Below are 15963 nucleotides of genomic sequence, written 5' to 3' on the forward strand. Positions count from 1 at the left end.
TGCCACCGCTACCGCCAATCTCGCGATCGCTGACCATCGACCGCTCCCTGATGCCCCCAGTAAAGTTTGCTGCGTTGCACCCGAATTCAAAAGGTATCTGCTACCATGCAAACAGCCCCCTAAGTTGAACTGGATATGGCTACGCTCTGTAATATATCCTCAACTTGGTGGGACAATTAGAGCGTGTGACTGAAAGCAGCGCTAAGCAGTTATCAACCGCAAGTTAAACTTTTGGCGCTAGGATCCTAGTCCGACCGTCCTGACTGGAGAGAGAACAAACATGGCATTTGAACAACCCCCTCTGCCCTTTGCAGCGGATGCCCTAGAAGCATCTGGGATGAAGGCTGAAACCTTTGAGTATCACTATGGGAAACACCACAAAGCCTATGTGGATAATCTGAATAAGTTGATCGAAGGTAAGGCGGAATACGAAGGGAAATCCCTCGAAGATATCATTCGCATGACGGCGGGTGATGCAGATAAGGCTGGCATCTTCAACAACGCAGCCCAAGTGTGGAACCACACCTTCTTCTGGAATAGCCTCAAAGCAGGTGGCGGTGGTGCACCTACCGGTGACTTGGCCGCAAAAATTGATGCAGCTTTCGGCAGTTATGACAACTTCAAAACTGAATTCGCCAATGCAGCAGCCACCCAATTCGGCAGCGGCTGGGCTTGGCTGGTTGAAGACGCTGGCACCCTCAAAATCACCAAAACAGCCAATGCAGACAACCCGCTGACCAAGGGTCAAAAGCCCCTGCTAACCTTGGACGTGTGGGAACATGCTTATTACATTGACTTCCGTAATGCCCGTCCTGGCTATATTGCCAACTTCTTGGACAAGCTGGTGAATTGGGACTTTGTAGCCGCCAACTTGGCTGCTTAGTCAGACCCTAGTGGATCCCTATCCCATTGCATTGCTATCTACCTTTCGCCGTTGATGGGTAGATCGGCGCTCAATTAACCTTTCCTAGCAGTTGCGATCGTAGGGAATCTTCCAAACTCGATCGCAACTGTTTTGTGCATCACTCACCTTTTGTGGTCCAGTACGCTATGAATAGTCATGACTTCGCAAAATATCTGGAATCCACCAACGGAATCACTAAGCCTTGGCTATTGGTGCAACTGCGCCTCGTCAAACTTCAGGAACAACGGGACGCAATGACGCCGGAAGAGTATGAGGAGACTTTAGCCGACATTCACCAAGACTTGATGAATCTGGGAGAATGGTGGGTTGGACGGGAGCACGAGGTCTTCGGCCAAGGACTGTAGGTTTATGATGCGACGGCGGCGAAAAACACCCATTGAAATTGATCTAACGGATCCACAATACTACTTCAATCGCGAATTAAGTTGGATTGAATTCAATAGTCGCGTGCTCCATGAAGCGTTTGATCCCAGAACCCCTTTGCTGGAACGGCTCAAGTTTCTCGCCATTTTTAGCTCGAACCTCGATGAATATTTCATGGTGCGCGTCGCCGCCCTTAAGCAACAGATCGAGGCGGAGGTGCGCAAGCTGAGTGCCGATGGGAAAACACCCCAGGAACAACTTGGCCTGATTCGCAAACGGCTTCATCCGTTAGTCACCAAGCAACATCGCCATTTTGAGCAAGCTCTGCGTCCCCAATTGGCAGGCCATGGCATTTTCCTGTTGGATTATATGGATCTCAATCAGGAGCAACGGGCTTATCTAAAAAACTATTTTGATGAGCAGGTTTTTCCCGTTCTGACCCCGCTAGCGATCGACCCGAGCCATCCTTTTCCCTACATTTCTAATCTCAGTTTGAACCTGGCCGTGGTGATTAAAGATAGTGAAACTGGGGAAGAACTCTACGCTCGTGTAAAAGCCCCCAAAGTTTTACCTCGCTTCATTCAACTGCCGATCGAAACCAATGGGCCAACTGGAACCAAAACCAAACCCACAGTGTGGGCCGGAGTGCCACTAGAACAGGTGATTGCCCACAATTTGGAAAACCTCTTTCCAGGCATGCAAATCCAGGAATACTATCCCTTCCGGGTCACGCGCAACGCCGATCTAGAAGTGGAAGAAGATGAAGCTGACGACCTGATGCTCGCGATCGAACAGGAACTGCGCAAGCGGCGGGTCAGCGGATCGGTGGTTCGGTTAGAAACGCCTTCAGCTATGCCCAATGCCCTGCGATCGCTGCTCATGGAAGAAATGGACGTGGTGCCAGAAGACGTCTATGAAATTGACGGGTTACTGAGTCTGCGGGACTTAATGAACTTTCTGTCACTGCCCGTACCAGATTTAAAAGATGCCCCATGGAAATCCGTAGTTCATCCTCGCTTGCGCCGAGTCGTAGAAAGTGATGTCACTGATCCGTCCAGCAGTAAAGAAGAAGACTTTTTCGCAGTTGTGCGTAAACAGGATCTGCTAGTACATCACCCCTATCATTCCTTTACTTGCAGCGTACAGCGATTTATTGAAGAAGCCGCCCACGATCCCGATGTACTTGCGATTAAAATGACCCTCTACCGCACTTCGGGTGATTCTCCCATCATTCAAGCGCTGATTACAGCCGCAGAAAATGGTAAACAGGTCGCCGTCCTGGTCGAACTCAAAGCGCGATTTGACGAGGAGAACAATATTCTTTGGGCCAAGAAGTTAGAAAGTTCTGGTGTCCACGTTGTTTATGGACTGGTAGGGCTAAAAACCCATACTAAGTTGGTCTTAGTAGTGCGCCGGGAAGCGGGCAAAATCCGCCGCTACGCCCACGTCGGCACGGGGAATTACAATCCTAAAACCGCCAGTCTGTATACAGATTTGGGCCTTTTTAGCTGCCGAGAGGACATTGGCGCAGATTTGACGGATTTGTTTAATTACCTGACGGGCTATTCTCGCCAAAGGGATTACCGCAAGCTGGTGGTTGCTCCAGTGAATTTGCGCGATCACATTTTGACCTTGATTCAGCGCGAAATTGACCATCAACGGGCCGGCAATCAGGGCCGCATCGTCGCCAAAATGAACGCCCTCGTCGATCCCCGCATCATTCGGGCCCTGTACGAAGCCTCCCAAGCAGGCGTCAGCATCGATTTGATTATTCGGGGGATTTGCTGCTTGAAACCAGGCATAGCGGGGGTCAGCGAAAACATACGGGTTATCAGCATCATTGGACGATTCCTAGAGCATTCCCGAATTTTCTATTTTCGGAACAACGGCGAAGAAGAAATTTTGATCGGCAGTGCAGATTGGATGCCCCGCAACCTCGATCGGCGGGTGGAAGCAGTGGTTCCAGTGGAAGATCCGGAGTTAATCTTGGATTTGCAGGAAATGCTGGGGGTCATGTTGGCGGACAATCGGCAAGCTTGGGAGTTGCAATCTGACGGACGCTATGTCCAGCGTCGGCCCAGTAACGGCAGTCATGAACAGCCCTCCCAAAAACTGTTTTGTGAAATGGCGCAACAAGCAAATTCCTAGCCAACAGATTGCCTAGCCCCAACCAAGCCCCTAGGCCCAACTAAGTCCTGAGCCGCAAACCAGCCCCAACCAGGAGATAACCCTGGCGGATAAATCACTAGACCAATCCTGGGCTGGAGAGGCATGAATTAGACACCAAGATTTTAACAGCACCAAACGGCTACCCATTGAGCAATAATCCTTGCTCCATCTGGCTTTGGCCACCATCAGCCAACGAGGATGTGGCCAATAAACTTGAATTTTTCTGAACTCTGGTGTTGACAAATCCAGAAAAACGCTATATCTAGTGTCGTAGTTCCTTTGTGGTGCGGCTACGGGTTTCTAAAAGCAGCGATCGTTGCTTGAGTAGCAGAATGAGCCCTGATCTACTGCTCAGCGGCACTGGCTGAAAGGCTCCGTCTTGGCAGATTAATGTTTGCATACAAATGTTCGCAAGCTGCTCTCCTATTCGCAGAGCCCATTTGCAGACAACTAGCAGAAATCCTGGTTTAGAGCCAGTTTCTTCTGTGATGCTAGACAGCAAATCCTAGACTCCCGAAAAGATCAACTGTAAAAAGAATGAAATTTTTCCAACATTGGTGTCATTTTTTTCACAACTTGCGCTAAAGTTGGAGGCAAAATTTTCTAAAAAACGCTGAAACCATTGTGTGACTTGAGTTATGGCATCTAAGTATTCCAAAAAGAAAGATCCAGTGCCCGAGGCTATCCCCAACGACTTTCCCATCGACGAGAATGAAATTGAAGTTCTCAGCGATGAAGAGCTGACTCCCGAAGCGATCGCCAAGGCACTCCCCAAAAACTCAAGTGACTATTTGGGGTTATCCGATGACTCCGTGGGCATGTTTTTGCGGGAAATGGCTCGCTATCCCCTTCTGAATCAAGCCGAAGAAATTGAACTGGCACGGGAAATCGCCAAAGGTGGCGTTGTGGGGGAACGAGCCAAACGTAAGCTAGTGCGGGCCAATCTCCGTCTTGTCGTGTCGATCGCGAAAAAGTACCTCAATCGGGGTGTCCCCTTCCTTGATCTCATCCAGGAAGGATCGATGGGCCTCATGCGGGCGGCAGAAAAGTTTGACTACGAGCGCGGCTATAAGTTTTCCACCTATGCCTACTGGTGGATTCGGCAGGGAATTACGCGGGCGATCGCCTCCCAATCCCGCACCGTTCGCCTACCCGTCCATATGGTGGAAAAGCTAAACCAAGTGCGTAAGGTTCGTCAGACCCTCTCCCAGGAGCTAGGGCGGCGTCCTACAAAACAGGAATTGGCGACGGCGCTAGATATGGAAGAGGACAAACTAGATCAGGTGCTGGATGTCAGCCAACGAACGCTGTCTCTCCATGCATGGGTGGGCAAGGACGAAGACACTGAGCTTATGCAGCTGATCGAAGATGCCGACAACATTGCACCCAACGAAAATCTCGATCGTAAACTTCTGAGTGATCGCTTGAATTCCGTTCTAGAACATCTAAGCGATCGAGAGCGAGAAATCATTCGTCTACGCTACGGGTTAGAAGATGGGCAGCACTATACCCTGACTGAAATTGGCAAAATCTATGACCTTTCGCGGGAGCGGGTACGCCAAATTCAAGCCAAAGCGATGCGAAAGTTACGTCACCCCCGCCGCCAAGCACTGCTTAAGGATTGGGTCTAACTCAGAACAGAGGCACGATTTCTCATGCAACGGGACTGCCACCGTTGATTTTCATCAGCCAACCCTCTCCTGCTGGATAAACGCCCTCAGGCCATCACTTGAAAAGTTCGCTTACTTACAAAGTTCACTTATTTGAAAAATTAACTCAAAAAATGTAAATCAGCGTTTTACCATCTCTGTATCACTACGGGGATGGTTTTTGGCAATTGTAAGAGACCTTACGGAAGACAGAAGGGCTTAAGCGCATCCAAAGATCGGAATGAGACGGGCATGGGATTTAGACTTCCGTAAATTTGCGCTAGTTATTTACCTCAAATTCCTGCCACTATTTCACCGAGGTGTGTGATTCCCCTGATTGAGAAGCAGAAAACTCTTAGGTTGCTTAAGCCTCTGGGTAGACGACCAATCTCAGATCTGCGGCCTACACTCGACGTAAGTGTTCCATCAAATTGATCAGGTTGAAATGCGTTCTTGTGAGCGATCAGTGTTGCGGATTCTTATTGCTGATGACCATGAACTGACTCGGTTCACCCTCAAGCTTGCGCTCAAGGGGCAACCGGGGATAGAGCTTGTTGATGTGGCTGAGAATGGAGTTCAAGCGGTCGAGATGGTGAAACGCCACCATCCTGACGTCGTGATTTTAGACATGCAAATGCCCCTTTTAGATGGGCCCGGTGCGGCAGCACAAATTAAAACGATCGCACCATCGGTTCAGATCATGGCCTATTCCTCATTGGAAGAACCTCGGATTGAGCGATTAATCCAGGACGGCACGATCGATATTTTCTGTCGTAAAGACACGGCTATGACAGAAATTCTGTCAAAGGCAAAACTCCTGAGCCAGCCTCTTGTGGAATATCCCGTTTTTTAATTTACCCTCTCTAGAGAGTTTAAATTAAACCGATCTCATTAGCTGCAACTACTCTAAATCCATTGCAGCTCATTACTTACAACTAATACTACAGCTAACAACTGTACTCAAACAGTTCTGATTGCAACCGAGCAGATTACCACCTAGCAGATGGCAACAATCAGCAAAGCCAGCATAGATGGAGTAGCCCAACTACACTGGCTGATGCAGGTTTAGCTAACGCAGGTTTAGTCTACCGATCGTAATCGGATGTAAAGTCATCGCAGGTAATCGCACCCGTTTAAGCTAGATTAGTTGACAGGTTCGATCGTCAACTTATAGGGATTTTGTCCCTGGGATCGAGTTCCAATAAATACCTGATAGGTATCTTTCGCCCAGCGACCCGGAATTTCAGCTTTACCGTTAGAAGTACTGTCAGCTTGCACGCAGAACTTTTTCCCTTTGCTGTTGATGACTAGCAGCGTGATATTCGAATTGCCTTGAACGGTGAAGCGGCGATCCATGTCTTCTGTCAAGGTTACTTCGTAGTTCGGCTGTTCGGGAATAAACCCAGCACAGCTGGAGTCTTTATGGGCGCTGACTGAACTACCAGTACGAGTTTGCACCGGACTATTTGGTGCAATCCGAATCACCTGATCTTGATTCTGAGCCAGTCCTGGGTGAACCACGCCAACAAGCGATGTGAGAGCTAATGTCCAAACTAGAATTTTTTTCACCAAAACCACCCCCGGGGCAGTCTTTACTAAGTGGAATATACGGAATATCGCTTGAGATTACGCGAATCTTGACTCTACAAATCTGGGATAGACGAATCTTCGGATGTGTGAATCTTGAGGATGCGAATCTTGTGAGCTGATGTTTTTAGTATCAGCGAATTAATTACAGCAGCGCATGGGAATTGTTCCTGTTCTTGAACTGTCACGCGGTTTCCTAGTGGTTTATAGAGGAACTTTATCGCTGATCCTCGCGGGGAAGCCGATCGCCCGACCACCTTCCCCCCAATGAACTCCTGGATCTCAGTAACCTCTCCCAGTAGGCTATCCTAGCGCCGCGATCGCTGCATTTAACGTGGCACTAGGTCGCATGGCTTGACTCGTTTTCACAGAATCCCCATGATAGTAGCCGCCAATATCCACAGGTTGCCCCTGAACTCCATTTAACTCCACCAAAATTTGAGACTCCTGTGCCCTTAACTGCTGGGCCAAGGGCGCAAACTTCGCCGCCAAGGTCGGATTTTGATCCTGATCCGCCAATGCCTGCGCCCAATACATCGCCAGATAAAAATGACTGCCCCGGTTGTCTAACTCATTCACCTTTGCCGAAGGAGATTTGGCCTGTTCCAAATACTGGCCATTGGCCCGATCGAGGGTCGCCGCCAAAATTAACGCATCGGCATTATTCGTCTTCTGGCCCAAATCTTCCAATGACACCGCCAAGGCCAAGAACTCCCCGAGGGAATCCCACCGTAGATGCCCTTCGCTCAGGAACTGCTGCACATGCTTCGGAGCCGATCCCCCCGCCCCGGTTTCAAACAGGCCACCGCCCGCCAGCAACGGCACGATCGACAGCATTTTGGCACTGGTGCCCAACTCCAAAATGGGGAATAAATCCGTCAGATAATCCCGCAATACGTTCCCGGTCACAGAAATCACATCTTTCCCCACCTTGATCTGCTCACAGGTAAACGTCATGGCATCCACGGGAGACAGAATGCGAATGTCTAAGCCCGACGTGTCGTGGTTCAGCAAATAAGCGTTCACCTTAGAGATCAAATTGGCATCATGGGCACGATCGGCATCCAACCAAAACACCGCCGGATTCCCCGTTAAGCGAGCCCGGTTGACCGCCAACTTGACCCAATCCTGAATCGGCAGATCCTTGGTTTGGCACATCCGCCAGATATCGCCCCGTTCCACCGCGTGTTCCAGCAAGGTCTGCCCCTGCTCGTCCACCACCCGTACCGTGCCGTCGGCAGGAATTTCAAAGGTCTTATCGTGGGAGCCATATTCTTCAGCCTTCTGCGCCATCAGCCCCACGTTGGAGACATTACCCATCGTCGTCACATCAAACGCCCCATGGGTTTGGCAAAATTCAATGCAAGCTTGGTATATCGTGGCATAGCAGCGATCGGGGATCATCGCCTTGGTATCGTGGGCCTGACCATCCGCGCCCCACATCTTGCCGGAATTACGAATCGCAGCGGCCATGGAGGCATCAATGATCACATCGCTGGGGACATGCAGGTTGGTAATGCCCTGATCGGAATTCACCATCGCCAACCGAGGCTGCTGGGCATACACAGCATTAATATCGGCAACGATCGCCGCCTGTTCCGCTTCGGGCAGGGCTTGGATCTTGGCGTACACGTCTCCAATACCGTTGTTGGGATTCACGCCCAGTTTGGCAAAGGTTTCCCCATACTTAGCAAACACATCCTGGTAGTACACTGTCACCGCATGGCCAAACAGGATGGGATCAGACACCTTCATCATCGTGGCTTTGACATGCAGGGAGAGCAGAATGTCATCAGCTTTGGCGGCCTTAATTTCCTGTTCGTAGAACGATCGCAGCGCCTTGACGCTCATAACTGCCGCATCGATGACCTCGCCCGCCAGGACTGCCGTTTTTTCCTTCAGCACCGTAACAGCCCCGTCCGCTGCCACTAACTCAATCCGAACATTGCCCGCCTGCTCCACAACCACGGACTGCTCACTGCCGTAGAAATCGCCACTCTGCATATGAGCCACGTGGGATCGCGAATCCGCCGTCCAAGCCCCGACCTTGTGGGGATGCTTTTGGGCGTATTGCTTCACCGCCGCTGCAACCCGTCGATCGGAATTTCCTTCCCGCAACACCGGATTCACCGCACTGCCCAGCACCTTGGCATAGCGGGCTTTGATGGCTTTTTCCGCCTCGTCCTTCGGTTCCGCTGGGTAGTCAGGAATGTCATAACCCTGGGACTGTAACTCCGCGATCGCGGCAACCAACTGGGGAACCGAAGCACTGATGTTCGGCAGTTTGATGATATTGGCTTCCGGCGTTTTTGCCAGTTCCCCCAACAAAGTCAGCGCATCCGGCTGCCGCTGATCCTCCCGTAGGGTTTCTGGAAAGTTGGCGATGATGCGACCCGCCAGGGAAATATCGCTCGTTTCGATCGTCACATTGGCCGCCTTTGTGAATGCCTGGACGATCGGCAAAAACGAGTAGGTCGCCAAAGCTGGAGCTTCGTCGGTAAAGGTGTAAACAATCTTGGCGGGAACAGTCATGGCGCTTCCTACGATGGATTTCCTGGATATTGTCCTGCGGTTACTGAAGCAATGGGGTATGTTTTGGTACAAGGTAGTGACACCCAACGGGAATCAGCACAATGGGTCGTCAATCTCAGCGATCGACGGCCTACCGCAAACATTAACCCTCTATTTTTACATACCCTTGTTTTGCGTTCACGATGACTCAACATCTAGAGGGGCATCCCCGAGTCCATTTCCTTCAGGGACGATGGCTTCCTGCCCAGCCGCCACAATCCATACCCTCCGACCACTAACGTTGCGGTCGTAATTCCAACGCCGATCTTGAAACTCAAAGGGTGGAATTCAAACCGAACCACATGTTCTCCCGCGGGAACCTTGACTCCCCTTTGAATGTAGTTGGTTTGAAAAATACGAGTCGGCTTCCCATCGATCGTCGCTTGCCAACCCGGATAATACACATCACTCAGCACTAAAAATGCAGGAGCAGCCGTTTGGGTTTGCACCTCCATCTGGGTATCCGCCATCTTGAGCACAGTTGCCCGATCCCTCGGCTGCAAGGCAGATGACTGGAAACGAGCCCTTTTATTTTCAACTAACGCTATCTCCTTGGGGTCGTACTTCCGCCCATCGGGTAAGTTCGACGTTTGAATAGCAGCCAAAATCTCCGGCGGCGATAGTTGAAGCGTTTGTGAAACCAACCAAGTTCTCGGCATTACATCCTGATTTTCGTAAATAGTGCCTACTTCCGTCTGCTCCACCTTCTTCCACTTGGGTGAAATACTCATTGCTGTTACGGGCATTGAAATACTCTGGGCCCGATTCCGCAGGCTGATATGCTTGATCGCGATGACGCCACCCAAACCACGATCGCTCCACGCCAACTCCAGCTTCTTGACTCGCTGAGATCGGGTTAACGCCACCGTACTGACATAATCATGCACGTCACATCCCGTTACCGCAATGCTCTTAAATAGCGGCGCTCGACCATGTTTCACCTCCGGTTTTACCTGAGGGCAGTCGTAAACATTCTCAGACGTATCGCGCCCTGCCAATAAAGAATGGCTCTCTACATTGCCATCCACATCTGTCACCTTAACCTGTAAGACTGATTTCCCTTCTGGGATAGTGACTGCACAGCCTAAGGTTGTTACAAAGCCAATCTCACTCACCGATCGCGCAAGTTCCGGTAACGACAGATCTATGGAAGGCTGGAGACTGGCGGGGCCACAACGATTCTCCCCTAGGGTCAGTCCCAACTCCTGACTTCCCCATGCCACACCCGGGACCTCGGTCATTTCTGACTGTAGGTCTAACAAATAACGCACCGCCATCAGATCTAACTGCCGCTCTTCTATCTTCACAGGCAGACTGATCAAGATACCAGTGGAAGCCATACCCATCATCTCACTATACCGAGACAGCATTAATGGGGAATAACCACTCGCATTCGGCAAGTCCCACAAACGGGTCAAGTTGGGAAAAATGGGAGTTCCAAGGGGACTAAACAACCGCTGATAATTCGACGCCAACAAGGAACGATATTGCTGGACAAGGGGGCTCGGTTCGAGCTGTTTGGCCACCGGAGAAAGGCTTTCCCATCCTAAAAACCAGCCAAAGCTGGATAAGTCCACAATAAGCATCACCAATAAAATCCCAGTACTCCAGCGGCGATGCCCAAATTTACTCCAGAGCAATAAAACAAAACATCCCAAAGCAAATACCACCAATGGAATGCCGATCGCTAAATTCTTCCAGGGTAGCAAGTGGATTGTCTCAATCCCAAATGGGCGGGCTTTTTCCTGAAAACTGGGACGCAGAACCACCATACTGATCAAGCATATTAGAATCACCAGCAGACTGGTAGACAAGGTTTTCCCAATCAGCCGCGAATCAACCTTCTGGCGCTGAACTGCCGCCACACCTATGCCAGCCAATATGCTAATCGCCAAAGCAAATTCAATAAAATGCCGTCCCTGCGCTCGGAATTTATTGTAGATAGGAACATAGTAAAGTAAACCACCCAGCCCTAAATCTGGGCCAAACGCTAGCAACAAGGTAATCAATCCAGTCAAAAACCAAAACCGAACAACTGGGCGATTACGATAGACAATAGTACCCACTACAGCAAGCATAATCGGCATTAAGCCAACATAACCTGTTACTTCGGCTTGATTATATTTGCCCCAGTACGTATTGAACAAAGCGTCAGAGGGCATGAAAGATCGACCAAAGAAGTAGGGAAACAGGAGCTTTAAGGTTTGCCAGAGAGGTAATGAAAAGCTAGAAAATTCTTCAAATGTCATTGCCGATCGCAGACTCAGACGACTGAATTCGATCGTTGGCAAAATTTGAATCGCGCAGAGACTGAGACCGAGGACGATCATGAGACTGGCACGACGGTAGTATTTCCAACGGCCATCGGGAGACGTTCCCCCCAAAAACAAGGTATAGAAAAAAACTAAACCCAAGCTGTATACAGCAATTTGAGGATGACCCGCCAAAAAACAACAAGCCACTGATGCAATACCGATGACAAACCACAATCGATCGAAGCGATGCCGCAATTTCTCTACTGCACACAACAGCAAGGGCATCCAGGCAGCAGCATGAATAATTGTCGTATGTGGTAAATGAGCCATCATAAATCCACATAAACTGTAAACCAGTCCAGTCACTGCTGCAGCCAACTTCAAGCGCGTTAAGGTATAGGTATAGCAATAAGCAAAGCTACCTGCTAGCACATAGGCCAACACAACATATGCATTCCAAGAATTTGGAATGAGCCGCATTAGCATCGCTGGCGGATACCACGTCATATTCTGCGGATCACCTACCAAGGGATATCCTGCGAAGACTTGATTAGTCCAGAATGATAGAGGTGTATAGAAGGCAGGTAAGTAATACCCAATTCCGTCGCCAGGAGCCAATAATTTTCCAGAAAACAACGAAGGAGAAAAGAAAATCGTAAATAGTAATGAGAACGCTAGAATAACCAACAAGCTATGAAGAATTGCAATTCTCACGCCAGACTGCCGAGGAGTCTGGTCGTGCTCATTAGTACTCTGCATGCTATATTTCTCCAAAAAAACAGACACTACTGTCTATGCAAGCTCTAATCGTGACTCTAGCGCTGGTCAACTAATCGCAAAAAACTAGGCTGGAGAAATTGCATTCAGTCACAGGCCGCTAACCGCATTCCAAACGCATGGGTTCTTGGGTCGTGCTTCCCATTAATAACGTTTACGAGCAATGACATACATGATGTCATAGAGATTGAGATAAAAATCCAGTTCCGTCAGCCGGAGTTTTTTCAAAAAGTGATACAGCTTAGGTTGCTTCCAGCGAAGTACCAGGATGTTATAAGCAACATTATCGAGACTCCGATAAAAACCACAATGGCGACTGTAAACCACATCAAAGCCGTAATTATTCAGCATTTGAGCGAGGCTTTTCTGGGAGAAGTAATGAATGTGGGTGGGCGGATGGATCAAGCGCCAATTCTCTTTCCGCATCCGGGCGTTGAAACTGTCGATATCCCCCGTCGTAATTGCAATGAGTGAGCCCTTTTCCATGTGCGGACTCAACTTTTCGATGTAGAGGTGGGGGTTGGGTAAGTGCTCGATCGTATCCCACATGCAGGCTACATCAAAGGTGCGATCGCCCAAATCGTGATTCAAAAAATCTGCTTGTACCACATCCAGATGCAATTCATTCAGGGCATACCGAATTCCATCTTCAGTAATATCAATCCCCTGCACCTGGCCAAATAATGCTTGGGCTTTTTCCAAAAAGAAACCGTAGGCGCAGCCAATCTCAAACAATTTGCGATGACGTTCTGGCTTCAGGAATTGCTGCAATGTCTTCAAACGTAAGGCAAAGTTTTTTTGAGCAATTCGCTTATCGGCAACGTAGTCACTATATTCCTCACCAAAGAAGTAATCTTTCTGGTAAAGCTTGAACAATTCTTCGCTGGAAATCGACAAATCCGCAGCCACATGACCACAGCTCAGACATTTGTTAATGCCTCGATACAGAGGGACTGGGTTATCTTGACCACAAACAATACAGTTACTCATGGTTAAAGTTAATCTTCTCCGACACAAGGTAGTGAGGTCTACCCTTGACTTCGTCAAAGATAGCGCCAATGTACTCGCCAATAAACCCTAGACAAATGAGTTGGATCCCCGTAGATAGGGCAATCATAATCACCAGGGTTGTCCACCCTGAGGGCAACGAAGCATAAAAAAAGTATTGAACAAACGCAATGACTGCGTAGATCAAACTAAAAAATGCAAATATCGTACCCGCCAGAATTGAAAGCTGCAACGGACGTTTGCTAAAAGCAACAATTCCGTGCAATCCGAAACGCACCATTCTCCGCAAAGAATACTTGGTGGTTCCTGCAAAGCGATCGCGGGCACGAAATCCTACACCCACACTATTGAAACCCACCCAGCTAAATAACCCTCGCATAAACTGATTGCGTTCTCGAATTTGTGTCTGAAAGGCTTCAATCACCGATCGAGACACCAGCCGGAAATCTGCCGCACTTTCTGAAATAGGAATCTCAGAAATCCAATTAATGAAGCGATAGAATAATCGCGAGGTCCAGCGTTTAAAGAGGCTACTTTGCCTTGCATCTTCCCGTATCGTATAGACAATCTCGTAGCCCTGTTCATATTTTTCTAGCATGACTGGAATGAGTTCCGGGGGGTGTTGCAAATCCCCATCCATCATCACCACCACATCCGCATTACAGTGGTCAATCCCAGCCAGCAAAGACATTTGATGACCAAACCGATTGGATAATGCCAACACTTGAACCGTGGGATCTTTCTGGGCAATGCGCCGCAGAATGGGTAGGGTTTGATCCGTACAGCGATCGACCACAAAGAGTATCGTTGAATGATACCCTGTCAGTCTAGACAGCACCGCCGAAAGCTCCGTGTAAAAAGCCTCAATGACACTTTCTTCGTTATAAATGGGGCTAATTACTGTTAGGGTTTTCATAGAGTAAAGCAGGTCATAGGGCAAAGCAGGGGTTGACCGTTAGGTAGTCTAATACTCGCTGCAGCGTCCCGTCTAGATCCAGGTGGGGCACATCCTTGATAAACCGTTCGAGCTTTTGCGTACAGCCATAATGCACTGGAATATCCAGGCTTTTAAAGCGATCGGGATCAACCTTGACTTCCACCGCGACCCCCGATAGCTGAATCAAGCGCTGCAACAAGTCCGCCATTACCACCCCCTGCCCGGAACAGATATTGATCACTTCTCCATGGGCTTGGGGATTTTGAATCAGCTGCCAGTAGATCCGAACCGTGGATTCCACGTCAATAAAATCGCGAGAACTGCCCAGATTCCCCACCTCAATCACCGGCGGTTGTTGCCCCAGCCCAATCTTGACAACTTGGGTCGCAAAGCTCTGCACCGATAAATGGCGGGGCATCCCAGGGCCAATGATATTAAAGGGGCGCACCATCACGAGGGGTTTTCCCATTCTCGCAGCGGCCATTCCCAAATGAGTCTGGGCCAGCTTACTGATGCCGTAGTGGTGGTAGGGAGACACTGGACTATTTTCATGAATCGGCACCTGTTCGGGCGTAATCACCCCGTATTCCGCCGAGGTTCCTACCAGTAGGGTTGGACAGTTGGCTGATAGCCCGCTCAAGTCTAGGGCATGGAGCAAGGCCGCCGCATAGGAGACATTCACCCGATAAAAGTCTACGGGATTTGTCGAACTAGCAACCCCCGCTAGATGAATGCAATAGTCCGGCTGTACTCGATCGAAAATGCTAGCGAGTTCCTGGGAATTGGTGATATCGGCGATCGCAAAGTGCTGCTGGACAGTCTCGTCGGATGGCTCCGGTGGATGCGTCCCCATCGTGTAGACAGTGACGCCCTGAGACTTCAGGTAGGTGGCTAAATGCTTGCCACAGAAACCACCGGCCCCCGTCATCAATACCTTTGTTGTGGCTTGAGTCATAGTGGCTTGAGTTGTTGTGGCTTGAGTCATCGCTGGAGCCGTCATAGGCCGGATGGAATAAATTCTTCGGGATTTTCGACAAATCGGCTCACCGCGACCTGATAGTCATCCACTCGGCCAATGTCCAACCAATAGCAAGGCTCGCGATAGCAATAAACGGGATGCTGATTCTGAGACAGTTGCATCATCAGTTCGGGAATATCCAAATATTCACCGGGCTTTAGATAGGGGAGGATTTTTTGTTTATTTAAAACATTGACCCCCATGCTGACATCAAAATGGTAGACCGGCTTCTCTCGATAGCAGAGGAGTTGGGATTGATCGTTGGTTTCAATCACCCCAAAATCAATTTTGACTTCCCGTTGGTAAAGGCCGATCGTGGCAGCAGCCTGGTTCGCTTTGTGATACTGAATCAGGTTACCAAATCTCATGGTCGTCAGCAGATCGCCATTTAGGATTAAAAAGTCTTGCTCCAATCGATCGAGCACCAAGGAGATCGGCCCTGCTGTTCCTAAGGGCTTCTCTTCCAGGGAATAGCTAATTTTGAGGCCCAACCGTTCACCATTTTGGAAGAATGCCTCAATCAAGTGACTGAGATAGCCTACGGCCAAAATCACCTCAGTAATGCCTGCTGCTTTCAATTGGCGCAGCAAAATTTCTAAAATTGGATAATCTCCAACCGGCATCAAGGGCTTAGGCAGCACCGTGGTATAGGGATAGAGCCGAGTACCTTTCCCCCCGGCCAACACTAACGCCTGCATCCTGCA

General features: G+C 49.5%; 13 protein-coding genes. 5 read left to right on the plus strand and 8 right to left on the minus strand.

What is annotated here, in order from left to right:
- The first annotated feature begins 280 nt into the window (after positions 1–280).
- From sodB to ppk1, 3 genes are all read left to right on the plus strand, one after another.
- Complete coding sequence (sodB, locus tag ACN4EG_RS00990) at positions 281–883, plus strand: superoxide dismutase [Fe] (protein WP_431627263.1); 603 nt, start codon at positions 281–283, stop codon at positions 881–883.
- Between the two features lie 167 nt (positions 884–1050).
- Positions 1051–1269, plus strand: a complete 219-nt coding sequence (locus ACN4EG_RS00995; RefSeq protein ID WP_431627265.1) for a hypothetical protein — start codon at positions 1051–1053, stop codon at positions 1267–1269.
- A 4-nt stretch (positions 1270–1273) separates the two neighbouring features.
- The gene (gene ppk1 / locus ACN4EG_RS01000; protein WP_431627267.1) at positions 1274–3436 is read left to right on the plus strand and encodes a polyphosphate kinase 1; all 2163 of its coding nucleotides are present in this window, start codon (positions 1274–1276) and stop codon (positions 3434–3436) included.
- Between the two features lie 283 nt (positions 3437–3719).
- On the opposite strand, the gene ACN4EG_RS01005 is transcribed toward ppk1, so the two are convergent.
- Positions 3720–3857 carry a hypothetical protein gene (locus ACN4EG_RS01005; protein WP_431627269.1) on the minus strand — a complete coding sequence of 46 codons (138 nt, stop codon included), beginning with the start codon at positions 3855–3857 and terminating at the stop codon, positions 3720–3722.
- Positions 3858–4095: 238 nt separating this feature from the next.
- Here ACN4EG_RS01005 and ACN4EG_RS01010 point away from each other — a divergent pair, with 238 nt between their 5' ends.
- Together ACN4EG_RS01010 and ACN4EG_RS01015 are read left to right on the plus strand one after the other, a co-directional pair.
- Positions 4096–5088: a sigma-70 family RNA polymerase sigma factor gene (locus ACN4EG_RS01010; protein ID WP_431627271.1), complete on the plus strand. Its 993-nt coding sequence runs from the start codon at positions 4096–4098 to the stop codon at positions 5086–5088.
- 484 nt (positions 5089–5572) lie between these two features.
- The gene (locus ACN4EG_RS01015) at positions 5573–5959 is read left to right on the plus strand and encodes a response regulator (RefSeq protein ID WP_431627273.1); all 387 of its coding nucleotides are present in this window, start codon (positions 5573–5575) and stop codon (positions 5957–5959) included.
- Positions 5960–6249: 290 nt separating this feature from the next.
- On the opposite strand, the gene ACN4EG_RS01020 is transcribed toward ACN4EG_RS01015, so the two are convergent.
- The 7 genes from ACN4EG_RS01020 to ACN4EG_RS01050 all read right to left on the minus strand — a co-directional run bounded on the left by ACN4EG_RS01020 (position 6250) and on the right by ACN4EG_RS01050 (position 15957).
- On the minus strand, positions 6250–6675 hold the full coding sequence (locus ACN4EG_RS01020) for a hypothetical protein (RefSeq protein WP_431627275.1): 426 nt from the start codon (positions 6673–6675) through the stop codon (positions 6250–6252).
- Between the two features lie 321 nt (positions 6676–6996).
- Positions 6997–9225: an NADP-dependent isocitrate dehydrogenase gene (locus ACN4EG_RS01025; protein ID WP_431627277.1), complete on the minus strand. Its 2229-nt coding sequence runs from the start codon at positions 9223–9225 to the stop codon at positions 6997–6999.
- A 194-nt stretch (positions 9226–9419) separates the two neighbouring features.
- Entirely contained in the window at positions 9420–12278 is a 2859-nt protein-coding gene (locus ACN4EG_RS01030) for a YfhO family protein (protein WP_431627279.1), read from the minus strand.
- 162 nt (positions 12279–12440) lie between these two features.
- Entirely contained in the window at positions 12441–13286 is an 846-nt protein-coding gene (locus ACN4EG_RS01035; RefSeq protein ID WP_431627281.1) for a class I SAM-dependent methyltransferase, read from the minus strand.
- A complete protein-coding gene (locus ACN4EG_RS01040) occupies positions 13279–14220 on the minus strand; it encodes a glycosyltransferase family 2 protein (RefSeq protein WP_431627283.1) in 942 nt (313 codons plus the stop codon). Before ACN4EG_RS01040 ends, ACN4EG_RS01035 begins: the two co-directional genes overlap by 8 nt.
- A gap of 13 nt (positions 14221–14233) precedes the next feature.
- Positions 14234–15241: an NAD-dependent epimerase/dehydratase family protein gene (locus ACN4EG_RS01045; protein WP_431627285.1), complete on the minus strand. Its 1008-nt coding sequence runs from the start codon at positions 15239–15241 to the stop codon at positions 14234–14236.
- Complete coding sequence (locus ACN4EG_RS01050; protein WP_431627287.1) at positions 15238–15957, minus strand: sugar phosphate nucleotidyltransferase; 720 nt, start codon at positions 15955–15957, stop codon at positions 15238–15240. The genes ACN4EG_RS01045 and ACN4EG_RS01050 overlap by 4 nt, the downstream gene beginning before the upstream one ends.
- Between the last annotated feature and the right edge of the window lie 6 nt (positions 15958–15963).

The organism is Alkalinema pantanalense CENA528 (assembly GCF_050753345.1).
Classification (GTDB): domain Bacteria; phylum Cyanobacteriota; class Cyanobacteriia; order Leptolyngbyales; family Leptolyngbyaceae; genus Alkalinema; species Alkalinema pantanalense.